Here is a 13,594-nt window from a genome sequence, read left to right on the forward strand (position 1 = left end):
ATGGGAGACGTAACACTCGAACACGTGACGAAACGCTACGAAGACGTAACGGCAGTCGACGACATGAACCTCGCCATCAACGACGGCGAGTTCATCTGTCTCGTCGGCCCCTCGGGGTGCGGTAAGTCCACCACGATGGAGATGATCGCCGGACTGACGATGCCCACCGAGGGCGAGGTGTTCATCGGCGGCCGCGAGGTGACGAACCTCCCGCCGAAAGACCGGGGAATCGCGATGGTGTTCCAGAACATCGCGCTGTTCCCGCACATGGACGTGTACGACAACATCTCGTTCGGTCTGCGCCTCCGTAAGTACGACAAAGAGGAGATAGACCGTCGCGTCGAACGCGCCTCCGACATCGTCCAGTTGGAGGGGATGTTAGACCGGATGCCCGACGAGATGTCGGGCGGACAGCGACAGCGTGTCGCCATCGCCCGCGCCATCGTCCGGAACCCCGAAGTGTTCCTGATGGACGAACCGCTGGCCAACCTCGACGCGAAACTCCGCGTCCACATGCGGACGGAACTCCAGCGCCTGCACAAGGAACTGGACACGACCATCATCTACGTCACGCACGACCAGGCGGAGGCGATGACGATGTCCGACCGCATCGCGGTTATCGACTCCGGGCAACTCCAGCAGATAGACCCGCCGTTGGTCTGTTACAACGAACCTGCGAACCTGTTCGTCGCCGGGTTCATCGGCAGTCCGTCGATGAACTTCGTCGACGGCGAGGTGACGGAGGCGGGCTTCCACGGCAAGAACGTCGAAGTCGACTTCGACCCCGCCGACGTCGGCGTCTCGCCCGGCGACGACGTGACGCTCGGCGTCCGTCCCGAAGACGTGTACACCGAGGACGAACAGGCCGGTATCGCGCACCCGACGAAGCGCATCGAGGCCACCACGGACGTGCTCGAACCGATGGGCGACGAGATATTCGTCTACCTCCTCTTGAGCGAGGACGCGACGACGAGCATGGACGACGCCAGCGAGGGCATGTCCGACCAACTGCTCATGAGCGTCGACCCCGACTCCTCCATCACGGAGGACCAGGACGTCTCCGTCGTCCTCGACAGGGCCAAACTGCACCTGTTCGACACGGAGACGGGCGAGGCTATCCAACACGGCATCGCGACGACGACGACGACCAGCACGGACAGCAGTACGCCCGCAGAGAGCGACGACTAGTCGGCTTCGCGTCGGCTTCGCGGCGATTTTTTCAACACCGGACATAAGTGGCACGCACACCACAGCGTAGCTATGGTCACCGAACTCGGGTGGTTCTACATCGGCGGGATGACGCTGCTGTTTTTCTTCTGGGCGTACGGCGTCGTCTCGTTCGTTCTGGACCTGAAGAACGTCATCGTTCCGAAGACGAGACAGTACATCAGAGGCCGCAAGAAGTTGAAACGAGAGCGCAAAGAGGAGGAAGAACGCGAGGAACGAGAACGCCAACTCTACTGACGGCGACGACGGCGCGGACGGGACGACCGGTCTAACGAGAAACTTAACAATCCCGGTAGTAAATCAGGAACTATGAGCTCCCGGAAAGCCCCACAGATAGGTATCGTCGGTCTCGGCAACATCGGTCACCACCACGCGGACCGACTCGTCGAGTTCGGTGCGAATCTGGCCGGTGGCCTCGACATCCAACCGGAGGCCCGAAGCCGATTCGGTGAGAAGTACGGCGTCGACACCTACGAGGAGAGAGACGCCCTGTACGACGCTGTCGACGCCGTCGTCATCACGACGCCGAACCGATTCCACGAGGAGTACGCCGTCGCGGCACTCGACGCCGGCCTCCACGTCCTCTTAGAGAAACCGCTCGCGCACTCGCTCGAATCCGCGGAGCGAATCGCCGCGGCCGCAGAACGCGCCGACGGCGTCTGCATGGTCGGCTTCAACAACCGCTTCGGCAACCCGGTCAGAGTGCTCAAGAGCTATCAGGCCGAGGGTCGCTTCGGCGACGTTCGACACGTCGAGGCCAACTACGTCCGCCGTCGGGGCATCCCCGGGCGCGGGTCGTGGTTCACGTCGAAGGACGTGGCCGGCGGCGGGTCGGTCATCGACATCGGCGTCCACGCCATCGACCTCTCGCTGTACTTCCTCGACTACCCCGCGGTCGAAGAGGTGTCCGCGGTCACGCGGTCGCAGTTCGGCAACCGCGAGGACTACGCGTTCGTCGAGATGTGGGGCGAAGACATCGGACCGGAAGGGTTCGACGTGGACGACTCCGCGTCGGTGTTCGTCCGGTGTGCGGACGGGAAGACGATATCGCTGGAAGTCGCGTGGGCGGCCAACCGACCGACCAACGACGAGTTCTACGTCCGCGGGACGCAAGCGGGCGCGTTGTTCGACCGGGCCAGCCACGACCTGACGTTCTTCGAATCGGGCGTCGGCGGGAGCAACCACCTCACCGAGACCGACGTCGAGACGCAGGCCAACGACACCCACAAGTCCGAACAGAAACTGTTCTTGGAGGCCGTCCGAACCGAAGAGCATCCGGGCATCAACACCGTCGAAGAGGGCCTCGAAGTCCAACGCGTCATCGACGCCATCTACCGGTCCTCGGAGAACGGCGCGGCGGTCTCGCTGACCGACGACGCGGCGGAGACGGACCCCCAGTCCGCACAGGACTGACGGACGACGGCGCCGGGGCCGACGCGCGTCGAGAAAGTCATAAGTCCCCGTCGGAACCACGGTACGCTATGTCACTTCTCGAAACGATTCGTCGCCCCGACTACACCGGGTCGCAACGTTGCTGGCCCTGTACGGCCGTCAACGCGGCACTCCTGGTTCTCCTCGCGGGCGTGCTCCTGTTGTTCTCACCGTTCCTCGCCGTCGTCACCCTCGTCGGCGGCGCGACGCTCGTCTACCTCCGAGGGTACGTCGTTCCGGGGACGCCCGACTTCGCGCCGGAACTCGTCTCCCGGCTCGGACTGGCGTTCCTGTTCGAACACACCGGCACGGACACCGAGGACGCCCGCCGGTCCGACGAACTCGGCGACGCGGGCGACGACGACGCGCCGGACGGCGAAGCCGTCCTCTACGCCCTGTTCGAGGCGGGCGTCCTCGAAGACGACGAGACGGGTGCGCTGTTCCTCGCCGATTCGTTCTGGTCGGCGTGGGCGGACGAGATGGCGACGCTCCGCGCGGCGGACGACGAGACGGTCGCCGAGGCCACCGCGGACGTCGCGCCGTTCGACGCCGAGGGCGGCACGGGCTACGGCGGCATCACCGTCGACGGCGGCACGCACTCCATCTGGCTCTCGCGCGCCCACGCCGTCTCGGACGCGGCCGCGATGCGGACGATGGACGCGTTCGACGTCCCCGAGTCGATGCGCGCGCCCGCGACGGAACCGCTCCGGATGTTCTTAGAGACCTGTCCGCTCTGCGGCGGCGACACCGAAGAGACGACCGTCTCTGGCTGTTGCGGCGGGACCGCCAGTATCTACGACTCGCCGACCGACGAGGTGTTGGCGTGCGCCGACTGCGGCGAGATACTGTACGTCTACGAGGACGAGACGGCGTAACGGGCGGCGAGAAGACGAGTCCGTCTGCGATTTCGACGACGCGGCTCAGACGAACTGGTTTCTGTCCGGGACGCCGTCGTGGCCGAGGATTATCTCCTGCGCTTCGACGTCTTCGAGCGCGGAGACGAGACCACCGACTTCGAGGATACCCTCGTCGGTTTCCATCTCGAACGACGCGACTTCCTCGGACTCCTCGAACGTCGTGGTGACGACGCGTCCCTCGACGACGATGGGGTCGCCCGACTCGACGTGCCGACCGGAGACGGAGGCGTAGAACTCGCCGTCGAGTTCGCGGACGTCCTTGACCGCGCGGCGGATGGACGCGTACCGACGCGGGAACGGGCGACGCTTGCCGTCGGCGGCCAGCGTCTCGGCCGTCGTCCAGAGGACCGTCCCGAAGAACCCGCTGACGAGAAAGCCGAGCGCAGAACGGTTGAAGATGACGCCGTAGCGGTCCCTGTCGTCGCGGAGGGCGTCCTGCGTCGCGTAGACGGAGTACTCGCCGTCGGCGACGGCGAGGACGGGCGTCGTGATGCCGCGGCGGGCGCGAGCGATGGTGGCGACTTCGAGGTAGTCGAACTCCGCCGGGTCGGGCGCCTGCGCCAACGGGGTGATGAGGAGGTCGATGCTCACGCCGTCGTCGATGGCCTCCGCCAGGTCGTCGCGGAAGCGACGCAGGAGGTCCGGCGTGAGAGAGAGCACGAGTTCGTACTCGGCGTTCTCGATTATCTCTTCGATGTAGCGGAGGATGGTCGACCGCGACTTCACCAGCGAGACGGCCTCGGTGTCGCGTGCGGGGGCCGTGTAGCGGGCCTCCAACTCGGCGATGAGTTCGTCGAGGGAGGTCTGGACGTTCGCGAAGGCGTCGTCGGGGTCGACGGCGACTATTTTCATCGGGCGCGACTCGCGGAGTTCGACCAGTCCGCGGTCCGAGAGACTGCGGACGGTGTCGTACACTCGCGGTTGCGGGATGTCCGTCCGGTCGGCTATCTCGGAGGCCGTGAGTTCGCCGTGTTCGAGGACCGCGAGATACGCCTCTATCTCGTACTCGCCGAGGTTGAACCGTTCTCCGACGCGTTCCATCGTCGTCCGGAGTTCGTCTGCCATATCTCCCGGTTGGCGTCGAGCCCCTTGGTGTTTACTATCATCTGAGTAGCACCGGATTTCAGAAAACGATGGTATATAACGGTCGAACGTCCGAAAATCGGAGGGCGGTCCGTCGGGGAGGGGTCGAACCGCCGGGGTCACATGTACATCCGGTCTTCGGGCATCTCCTCTTCGCGGTCTTGCAGTCGCTCGGCCAACTGCGCGTAGTACTGGCGAACCTCGTCGGCGAACGCCTCCAACGGGTCGGCGTCGAGGCCCAGTCCGTAGACGGACTCGACCGCTTCGACGAGTCGAATCGCCGCCTCCACGTCGGGCACCTGCGCGTGCACGGGCGTCACGTAGACGCAGACGCCGAGCGAGGAGTCGATGCCGCGTTCGACGAGGGCGGCGTTCGTCCCGTCGAAGAAGCCCCGTCCCATCGGTTGTACCGCGGTGTCGGTCAGTCGCCGTTCGCGGTAGTCGTCGGTGGCGACGAAGTACGTCTCGTGCTCGTCGGGTCCGTGTGGGATGGGGACACCCGAAAGGACGGCTATCTCGCTCACACCCTGCGCCTCGGTCCACTCCAGAACGGCGTCGGCGAACTCCCCACCGACCGCCGCCGGGACGAACAGTTCGCCGACGAGGACGGTCACGTCCAGGTCGTCGCGGGAGAACAGGCGCGTGTGGTGTCGCGGCCGACCGTCCTCGAACGGTGTGACGGCCGGGAGACCGTCAACCGTGAGGTGACCCGTCTGTTCGAGGTCGAGTTGGTCGACGACGAAGTCCGCCGCGGTCAGTCCCGCGAGTCCGAACGAGGAGAACCCCGCGAGCAGGACGTCACCGGGTGTCTCGTCGCTCGTGATGGTGAAACCGGGCGACCGTCGAAATGAACCGAACATGTCGGACCACACGCAACGAGAGGACTTAGCGGTTCACCCGGTCCGGTAGCGGGGACGGAGAAGTGACACCCTTTTTGCGTCGCCCCGCCGTGGTCCGGCGTATGCAGACGGGGACGGGAACGGCTGAGTCGCCGACCGGGGCGGAGACTGCCACGGGAGACGGCGGCGGTGGCGCGTCGGCGCCGACGCCGACGGAAGCGGGCGCTACCGGCGGCACCGGGACGCCGACGCCGACTCCGGGTCCGGGAGAGACGGAGCAAGCCCTCCAGCAACTCCTCCCGGACTTCTTCTTCTTCTCCGGGTCGCAGTACGTCGCCGCCGTCCTCGTTCTCCTGTTGGGGTACGTCCTCTCCGGCTACGCCGTCAGATTCGTCGGACGACCCGTCGCCCGCCGATTCCGGCGACAGAGCGTCGCCCAGGTGGTTCTCCGTATCGTCCGCTTGAGCGTGCTCTTGCTGACGCTGGTGACCGCGGCGGCCGTCGCCGGGTTCGAGTTCAGCAACATCGCCATCTCCGTCGGTGTGTTCTCCGCCGTGGTCGGTATCGTCCTCGCACCCATCGTCGGGAGCACCATCAACGGCCTGTTCATCCTCGCGGACCAACCGTACGAAGTCGGCGATATGATCGAACTCGACGACGGGCGAAAGGGGTTCGTCGACGAGATAACCATCCGCTACACGAAGGTTTTCACGCTCGACAACACGTTTCTCACCATCCCGAACTCGACGATTCGCGAGAATTTGGTGACGAACTACTCCGCCGAGGACGAACGCATCCGGATGCGCATCGGCTTTCTCGCCACCTACGAGTCGGACATCCCGCGGACGCGCGAACTCCTCGAACGGGCCGCCAGCAACGCCGAGATGGTCATCGAGGGCGGGCCGGACATCCGAATCGGGAGCGCACGCTACCCCGCGAAGCCGACGGCCTACCTCGACCAGTACGGCGACAGCGGCATCCTCGTCACGCTTCGGTTCTGGGCGAAGAAGCCCTACAAACTCCTCACCGTTCGCTCGCAGGTGCAGACGAACCTGTACGACCTGCTCGAAGACGAACCCGACGTCGAGGCGGCGTACCCGCACCAGCATCTCGTCTTCGACGACACCAGCGGGTCGCTTCGCGCCGAGGTGTCGGAGGGGCGAGACGAGTCGTGGTCGGAGGCGGGGACGCGACTCGACCCGGACGACGAGGACGGACGCGACGACTGACCGTCAGGCCTCGCTCTTCTGGTCGGGGCGGACGGTGATGACCGTACAGTCGAGTTTCTGCCGGAGGTACGTCTCGATGTCCGGGTCGTCGAGGAACCGCCGGAGCATCCGCCGCCAGCGACTCGCCTGTTTCGACCCGATGACGACGATGTCGGCACCTTCTGCGGCCGCCTCTTCGAGAATCGTCTCCTCGACGAGGAAGCCGCGCCGGATAACGTACCGCGTCCGGTCGAGTCTCCCGAACTCTCGTTCTATCGCGCGTTTCAATTCGGCTCTCGTCACGCCGCGGTTCTCTTGATAGAGGTCCACGTGGAGTATCGTCAGTTCCGCTTCACGCTCCTCGGCGATACGGACGGCTTCCGAGAGCGTCGCTTTCGAGTGTCGCGTCAGCGGATATCTGACGGGGACCACCACTCGCGTCATCGTCGGGGAGACGTGGCCCGCCGTCCTGAACGTTTCCCCTTCGGCACGACTCGCTCGTCGGACCCGTCGACCCGTCTCGCAGACGTCCCGCTCAGTCGTCCGCGGCGACGCCGGAGACGCGTTCGATTCGGCCGTCCGTCTCGCTCCGGACGCCGACGGCGCGGGCGTAGTCGGCGAGCACCTCGTACTGGATGTCGCCCTCGGCGGCCCGGTGGCGCGCCTCGATGGTGGGGAACTCGTGGTCGGTGTGGAGGACGTAGTCGGAGGTGGCGACGGCGTACGTCCGGTCGGCGATTATCGGGTCGCCGCCGACGCGCGCGGAGACGATTTCCGCTCGGTCGTCGTCCCAGACGAGTTCGACGCCGCTCAGATGTCCCTGCCACCAGTCGGGTTCGCCGAAGTCAACCGTCGCGGCGGCGCACTCGCGGAGGACAGAGCGGAGTTCCTCGCCGGTGAGTTCGGCGACGACGACGTGTTCCTCGAAGGGGATGACGCTCACCAGGTCGGCGACGGTCACCTCGCCGTCGAGGGCCGGACCGTTGCGAATCCCGCCGCTGTTCTGGAGGCCCACGTCGGCGTCCATCGCCCACCGGTAGGCGTCCGCGACGAAGTTGCCGACGGCGCACTCGCCCCCGAACACCGTCTCCTCCGTGCGGTCCAGCGGTCCGTCGGTGACGGCGACCACCTCGTCTAACTCCGCGGCTTCGACGCGGCCGCGGAGCGATTCCGCGAGCGGTTCGTAGACGGGCGCGTCTGCCGTCTCGTGGCGCGTCGCAGTCGGTCGATTCTCGCCGTCGCCCTCCAGTTCCACCTCGAAGACGACGTGGCCGTTCGCGCCGGGGCGCAGGAGAAGGGTGCCGTCGACGTACTCGTGTCGCTCCGAGTGGACGTGGCCGCCGAGAATCACGTCGGCGTCGACGCGTTCGGCGAGTTCGTCGTCGCCGCCGCCGAGATGCGAGAGGGCGACGACGTGGTCTACGCTCTCGGCTCTGAGGGCGGCGACGCTCTCGGCGGCGGCGGCGTACGGGTCCGAGAACCGCAGCGTCGCGGCCATCGGGTTGAGCGAGGGCGTCGCGGGGTCGGTGACGCCGACGAACCCGACGCGCACGCCGTTCACCTCGCGGACGGTGTGAGGGACGACGTGACCTGCGGCGAACCGCTCACCGCTCTCCTCGAAGACGTTCGCCGACACCCACGTCTGCGGCGAGTCGGCGACGACGCCGCGCGTCGCCTCCGGGCCGTAGTCGAAGTCGTGGTTGCCGAACGTGTCCACGTCGGCCGAGACGGCGCGGAAGAAGTCCAACGACTGGCGTCCGCGTTCGACGAGGGCGAGGACGCCCGGTGAGGTGGTGTCGCCCGTCCCGCAGACGACTGCGTCCTCGCCGTCGAGTCCGCGGACGCACCCCGCGAGGCGCCCGGCGCGCGTCGGGTCGTCGTAGACGTTCTCGATGTCAGAATAGTGGAGCAGACGCGGCATTCGTCTGTCGTGACGGCGCGGAGAAAATGAAGCCGTCGGTCCGGTCGTCTACTCGTCGGTGCCGGACTGCAGTTCGAAGGCGACTTCCACTTCCGCTTGGTACTCGCGCGAGTCGACGCTCGCTATCTCGACGCCCATCTCGACCACTTCGACCCAGTGGACGTTGTCGAGTGTCTCCTGTGCCCGGTCGACGGCGTCGTCTACCGCCGCGTCGAAACTCTCGCCGCTTCGCCCGATGAGTGTCACTTTCTTGTATACCATAAGCCAGGTCAGTGTACATCTCGTGACAAGATAAAAGACGGGGCCGACCTCACTCGCGGGCTTGCGATTCGGACGCACGCTCTCGGTCTGTCGCGGGTCCTGATGGTCCCACCGGAGGACTAGTTCGACTTCGAGAGTCTCGGATAACCCTGCATTAACTGCGTGTCTATCGATTGACGGGTGCATAACTTTGTCACACCGCTCTCGACAACGACGCGAGTTTGGGGTGTTCGATGCAGCGAACTAACGTACGACAGTCCGACGCATCGGTTCACGAGGCGAGGGGTCGCTTCGGAGAGAAACGAATTGAGACCACGCGAGGGTGGGGAGACGGACGTGCCGGATGACGAGTCTCGCCCGACGCCGAGAGCGTCGCTTCCGACCGGTACGTCCAGTGCCGTCTTCTGCGTCGTACTGCTTGTCGGGTCGCTCTTGACACCACTCGGAGCGGTGGCAAGCGTCTCCGCGGCGGCCGGCACGTCGGTCGACGCCGCAGGTATCGACGGGGACTGGAGCAGCGTTTCCGACGCCCCGTGTACAGCCGAGTGTACCGCTCCACCCACGAAGCAGTTGTTCGGGTCGTCGAAGAACGGAGGTATAGAGCGCGTGAGCGTCGTCGACACGACCGACGAGGACAGCGACGGTGTGGTCTCGCAGTTCGACGTCGCCGTGACCGCCGACACCCGCATCGGAGGGGACGTGATGAACCCCGGAGACCCGGTCTTTCTGGTCACCGTCGGGGACGTGACGAAGCGGATGGAAGTCGCTCGCGGTCAGGGGACGTTCGACGTCGCCATCGATGCGAGCGAAGTCGCCGACGAGAGCGCACGTCTCACGGTGACGGTCGAGTTGGTAGACGACGACGTCGTCGGTCACGACGAGATAGACGACCACCGCACGTCTGTCCGCTACGAACCCACGAGTGCGGATACGCCGACACGGAAACGCGCGCTCCGAGGTATCGAGTGGCTGGAACCACAGTACGAGCAGTACCACGAGCAGTTCTTCAACAAAGAGTGGTGGTCCGGCAAGTCGGGCGAGGCGCTGAGAGAAGCGGCCCGTGCGGCCAACCCCGTCCCGACGTCGCCCAAGGAGGGGGCGATGTACGCTCTGGAGAAACTGGGTAAACGCGCCGGAGAGAGCGCCGCCGGCGTCTGGACGGGGACGCAGGTCAGCGTCTGGTCCGGTATCGGCTTCTTCGACTCGAAGATGGCTCGCGTCCTCGGGATGACGAACGAGTACGGCGAGGGAGGATACGACGACTTCCGGCGAAAGCTCGACCGACTCCACCGAAATACGGAGCGAATCCAGCGAGCGGACTCGGAGGCGGAGCGACGAGAACTGTTCAGAGAGCGCGTTCGGCTCCTCGAAGACCTCTACCGGACCGAACAGCGATACAAACAGAACATCCGCCGGTCGATAGCCGACGGAAACGGCTTCGGCCTCGACGGTCCGTTCTGGGACTTCTGGGAGGTGAACCAACGAGATTACGAGTGGATGGAGAACGGATTCGAGAAGTTGGAAGCCGACTTGGAAGCGGACTACGCGTGGACGCAGATGTATCTGAATCCCGACGGAGAGAGCTACCAACCGCTCTCGGAAGCGGCTCGAACACCGGCCTCGACGTCACCCGACCCCCGTATCGAGTCGTTCGAGGTTCCGGAGACGGGACGGGTCGGAGAGTCGGTCGAAGCCACCGTCACCGTGACGAACGACGGCGGGGACGCGCCGTACCAGACGGTCGCACTGGCGTTCCCGGACGTGAAGGGCGCCAGTTCGGTCGAAATCGTCGGCTCTGACTTCAGCGACGCGAAGTACGCGAAGGTGTACACCCGCGGGACCTCGGTCGGAGCGAAGTACGGCCAAGAGGAGACGCGACTCAACTACCCGCTCGCCGAGACCGGTGGGGCGTGGGACGCCGGAGAGACACACACGGTCCGAATCCGGTTCACACCACGGCGAACCGGGACGTACGAGGTGTACGCGAAGACCGTCGCACAGGACGGTGCCTGGTACCGCGATCCGGGGGTCGGTGAGACCGACGTCCGCGACCAACAGTCGGAGTTCGTGCGGTCGAAGACGGTGGCCGTGCGAACAGCGCCGACGAGTACGCCGCCGCCGGGTCCCAGCGAGTCCACCGTGACCGAGAGCGATACCCCCGCGTCCGGTCCCACGGAGACCGAGACGGGAATCTGGAGTACGTCGACGACTCTCCCCGACCGTGATACGGGAACCGCGACGCCGACGGCCACGCCTACCGCGACGCCGACGGCCACGCCTACCGCGACACCGACACCGACGCCTACCGCGACGCCGACGGCCACGCCTACCGCGACACCGACACCGACGCCTACCGCGACACCGACACCGACGCCTACCGCGACGCCGACGCCTACCGCGATACCGACGGCCACGCCTACCGCGACACCGACGGCCACGCCCCGGTCGCAGGCGGAACCCGACGACAGAGCAGAGACGCACACGCTGACCGTCACGAAAGACGGCGCACCCGACGGCGTGGCGACGTACGAACTCTCCGTCGACGGTGACGTCTCGGCGAACGACGACTTCGAGGACACCATCGATGGCGACAGCGCCGAGGGTCGAGTCGGTCCGACGAGCGGAACCGACTCGGTCACGTTCACGGGGTCGATAACCTCGCTGTCCGTCGACGGTAACGCGAACGTGTTCGTCGACGGAAAGCAGGTCCGGACGTCGCGGGTCGACGGAAGCGACGGGACAGCGACGCCGTCCGAGTCAGCGCCGTCCGACGATGAGTCGGAGAGCGAACTGCCGAACACGCTCCGCGTGACGAAAGACGGCGCCGCGGACGGGCGAGTCTCTTTCAGCGTCACCGTGAGCGGTCGAACGGCCGCAGGCTCGGATTTCGAGCGGAACGACGACGCAGGAGGCCCGACTGCGAGCGGTAGTATGGGTCCAAAGTCGGGGACGGATACGGTCCGGTTCGCCGGCGACATCGTCTCGTTCTCGCTCGACGGCGACGCGACGGTATACGTGAACGGCGACCGAGTCGACCCCGGGTCGCTCGGAGCCGAGAGCGACGACTCCGAGAGCGAGTCGTCCACTCACGTCCTGACGATAACGAAAGACGGCGCGCCCGACGGCGTGGCGACGTACGAACTCTCCGTCGACGGGAGTCTCTCGGCGAACGACGACTTCGAGGACACCATCGACGGCATCACGGCGAGTGGGCGGGTCGGCCCCGAGAGCGGAACCGACTCGGTCACCTTCACCGGCGACATCACCTCGTTTGCGCTCTCCGGCGATGCGACCGTCTATCTCGACGGTGAGGAGGTGGACCCCGAAGAGCTCTGAGGCGGTTCTGTCACGCCCTCGTCCGGTCGAACCGCGTCGTGAGAGCCGAAACGACGTCGGTCAGTTGCGGACTTCCCCACGTCGCGACGACGACGGCCCCCGCCGTGTCGAACAGCAAGTCGAGCATCGTGTCGCCGAGGCCGTACTGCGTCAGGACCGACCCGACGCCCAATCGCGCCGCCGTCAGCGAGATGAGGAACTCGATGACCTCCCAGAAGACGCCGAACGCGAGGGTGAACGTGAGGATGAAGACGAACATGAAGCGCGGGGGGAGGTGGACGGAGTCGCTGTGCAGGTCGAACGCCCGTGCGGTCGAGTACCCCGTCGCGGCGACGATGCTGGCCGAGAGCGCGTGCGTGAGGTGGTCCCACCACCAGACGCTCGTGTAGGGGGTGCCCACGACGGGAAGCGCGATGGTGCCGAGGGCGTGGAGGAAGACGGCCGACGTTATCCACAGCGTCAGGCCGGCGTCCATCGGGATGCCGTGGTCGCGTTCGAGCGTCGCGGGCAGGAAGGTGACGGCGAAGCCGACGCTGGCGTTGACGAAGACGCCGCCGTTTCTGGTGACGAGGCCGACGACGACCATCACCCCGAGGAGCACCTGCATCACCCGCGTGGTCTGTCGCTGCCGGCGGGTCGAGATGTGGAGAACGTCGCGTATCTTCACTCGTCGCTCACCTCGTCGTCGGACAGCGGAAACGGCCTCGCGCCGGCGTCGCCCTCGGGAATACGGCGACGGAGGCGCGCGCGCCGACGGAAGTAGTACTCGAAGAGGACGCCGGCGAAGAGACCGGCGACCGTCGCGGCGACGAAGTCCCACATCAACGCCTCTTCGATGACTGCTTCGGGGCGTCCATCGAACAGGAACGACGTGCCGAGGAGGATGTCCGAGAGCCACCGCACGACGGCCCAGACGCCCGCGGCGGCCATCGTCGTGACGACGACGAACGCGACGGCGAACGAGTGGTTCATGCGGACGGCCGTGAACACGTCGAGTTCGACGGCGACGAGGAGGGCGACGGCGGCGACGGCGAGGAACGTGGTGACGCGACCGGTGAACGTCATCCCGCCCACCGTCTCGCCGGCGACGAGTGCGCGACCGATGAGGGGAAGCGACGCGAGGAAAAGCACCTCCCACGGGAGCATCGACGTGGGGTCGCGGCGGGCGACGGCCGGAACGACGGCGACGGCGACGACGGCCAACGTGAACCCGGCCCACTGGAGTTCACCGTCGACGAACTGACCGACGGCGGTAGCGACGAGAAAGAGAACGAGGAGCCACCCGAGGGCGGTGTTGAGGCGTCTGCTCTCGACGGCGCTGTGCAACCCGGTCTGTGACATACCGACGCGTAGGAGTGCAAGAACAAAAAC

13 protein-coding genes are annotated in these 13,594 nt (G+C 66.0%); 6 read left to right on the forward strand and 7 right to left on the reverse strand.

Features of this window, described 5'->3' with window-relative positions:
- The 4 genes from BM282_RS13335 to BM282_RS13350 all read left to right on the forward strand — a co-directional run bounded on the left by BM282_RS13335 (position 1) and on the right by BM282_RS13350 (position 3,533).
- Positions 1 to 1,188 (forward strand): ABC transporter ATP-binding protein, encoded by a 1,188-nt coding sequence (locus BM282_RS13335; protein ID WP_089881899.1) that lies wholly within the window; start codon positions 1 to 3, stop codon positions 1,186 to 1,188.
- A gap of 72 nt (positions 1,189 to 1,260) precedes the next feature.
- Positions 1,261 to 1,464, forward strand: coding sequence for a hypothetical protein (locus BM282_RS13340; protein WP_089881901.1), 204 nt, complete (start codon positions 1,261 to 1,263; stop codon positions 1,462 to 1,464).
- A 72-nt stretch (positions 1,465 to 1,536) separates the two neighbouring features.
- Positions 1,537 to 2,640, forward strand: a complete 1,104-nt coding sequence (locus BM282_RS13345) for a Gfo/Idh/MocA family protein (protein ID WP_089881903.1) — start codon at positions 1,537 to 1,539, stop codon at positions 2,638 to 2,640.
- Positions 2,641 to 2,708: 68 nt separating this feature from the next.
- Positions 2,709 to 3,533 (forward strand): hypothetical protein, encoded by an 825-nt coding sequence (locus tag BM282_RS13350; RefSeq protein WP_089881905.1) that lies wholly within the window; start codon positions 2,709 to 2,711, stop codon positions 3,531 to 3,533.
- A 45-nt stretch (positions 3,534 to 3,578) separates the two neighbouring features.
- Here the strand turns inward: BM282_RS13350 and trmB are convergent, their stop codons facing one another.
- Both trmB and BM282_RS13360 read right to left on the reverse strand, forming a co-directional pair.
- Positions 3,579 to 4,640, reverse strand: coding sequence for an HTH-type sugar sensing transcriptional regulator TrmB (gene trmB, locus BM282_RS13355; RefSeq protein ID WP_089881907.1), 1,062 nt, complete (start codon positions 4,638 to 4,640; stop codon positions 3,579 to 3,581).
- A gap of 137 nt (positions 4,641 to 4,777) precedes the next feature.
- Positions 4,778 to 5,518 carry a proteasome assembly chaperone family protein gene (locus BM282_RS13360; RefSeq protein ID WP_089882161.1) on the reverse strand — a complete coding sequence of 247 codons (741 nt, stop codon included), beginning with the start codon at positions 5,516 to 5,518 and terminating at the stop codon, positions 4,778 to 4,780.
- Positions 5,519 to 5,619: 101 nt separating this feature from the next.
- Here BM282_RS13360 and BM282_RS13365 point away from each other — a divergent pair, with 101 nt between their 5' ends.
- Complete coding sequence (locus BM282_RS13365) at positions 5,620 to 6,726, forward strand: mechanosensitive ion channel family protein (protein ID WP_089881909.1); 1,107 nt, start codon at positions 5,620 to 5,622, stop codon at positions 6,724 to 6,726.
- Between the two features lie 3 nt (positions 6,727 to 6,729).
- Here BM282_RS13365 and BM282_RS13370 read toward each other — a convergent pair whose 3' ends face one another.
- The 3 genes from BM282_RS13370 to BM282_RS13380 form a co-directional block, all read right to left on the reverse strand.
- Positions 6,730 to 7,149, reverse strand: coding sequence for a universal stress protein (locus BM282_RS13370; RefSeq protein ID WP_089881910.1), 420 nt, complete (start codon positions 7,147 to 7,149; stop codon positions 6,730 to 6,732).
- A gap of 91 nt (positions 7,150 to 7,240) precedes the next feature.
- On the reverse strand, positions 7,241 to 8,626 hold the full coding sequence (locus BM282_RS13375) for a bifunctional metallophosphatase/5'-nucleotidase (RefSeq protein ID WP_089881912.1): 1,386 nt from the start codon (positions 8,624 to 8,626) through the stop codon (positions 7,241 to 7,243).
- A 48-nt stretch (positions 8,627 to 8,674) separates the two neighbouring features.
- Positions 8,675 to 8,887 carry a dodecin gene (locus BM282_RS13380; protein WP_089881913.1) on the reverse strand — a complete coding sequence of 71 codons (213 nt, stop codon included), beginning with the start codon at positions 8,885 to 8,887 and terminating at the stop codon, positions 8,675 to 8,677.
- Between the two features lie 606 nt (positions 8,888 to 9,493).
- Here BM282_RS13380 and BM282_RS18575 point away from each other — a divergent pair.
- Positions 9,494 to 12,223: a hypothetical protein gene (locus BM282_RS18575; RefSeq protein ID WP_175501538.1), complete on the forward strand. Its 2,730-nt coding sequence runs from the start codon at positions 9,494 to 9,496 to the stop codon at positions 12,221 to 12,223.
- Between the two features lie 10 nt (positions 12,224 to 12,233).
- Here BM282_RS18575 and BM282_RS13390 read toward each other — a convergent pair whose 3' ends face one another.
- Both BM282_RS13390 and BM282_RS13395 read right to left on the reverse strand, forming a co-directional pair.
- Positions 12,234 to 12,890 (reverse strand): hypothetical protein, encoded by a 657-nt coding sequence (locus BM282_RS13390; protein WP_089881915.1) that lies wholly within the window; start codon positions 12,888 to 12,890, stop codon positions 12,234 to 12,236.
- Positions 12,887 to 13,564 (reverse strand): hypothetical protein, encoded by a 678-nt coding sequence (locus BM282_RS13395; RefSeq protein WP_089881916.1) that lies wholly within the window; start codon positions 13,562 to 13,564, stop codon positions 12,887 to 12,889. Before BM282_RS13395 ends, BM282_RS13390 begins: the two co-directional genes overlap by 4 nt.
- Between the last annotated feature and the right edge of the window lie 30 nt (positions 13,565 to 13,594).

It is taken from the genome of Halogeometricum limi, from assembly GCF_900115785.1.
In the GTDB taxonomy this organism is placed as follows: Archaea; Halobacteriota; Halobacteria; order Halobacteriales; family Haloferacaceae; genus Halogeometricum; species Halogeometricum limi.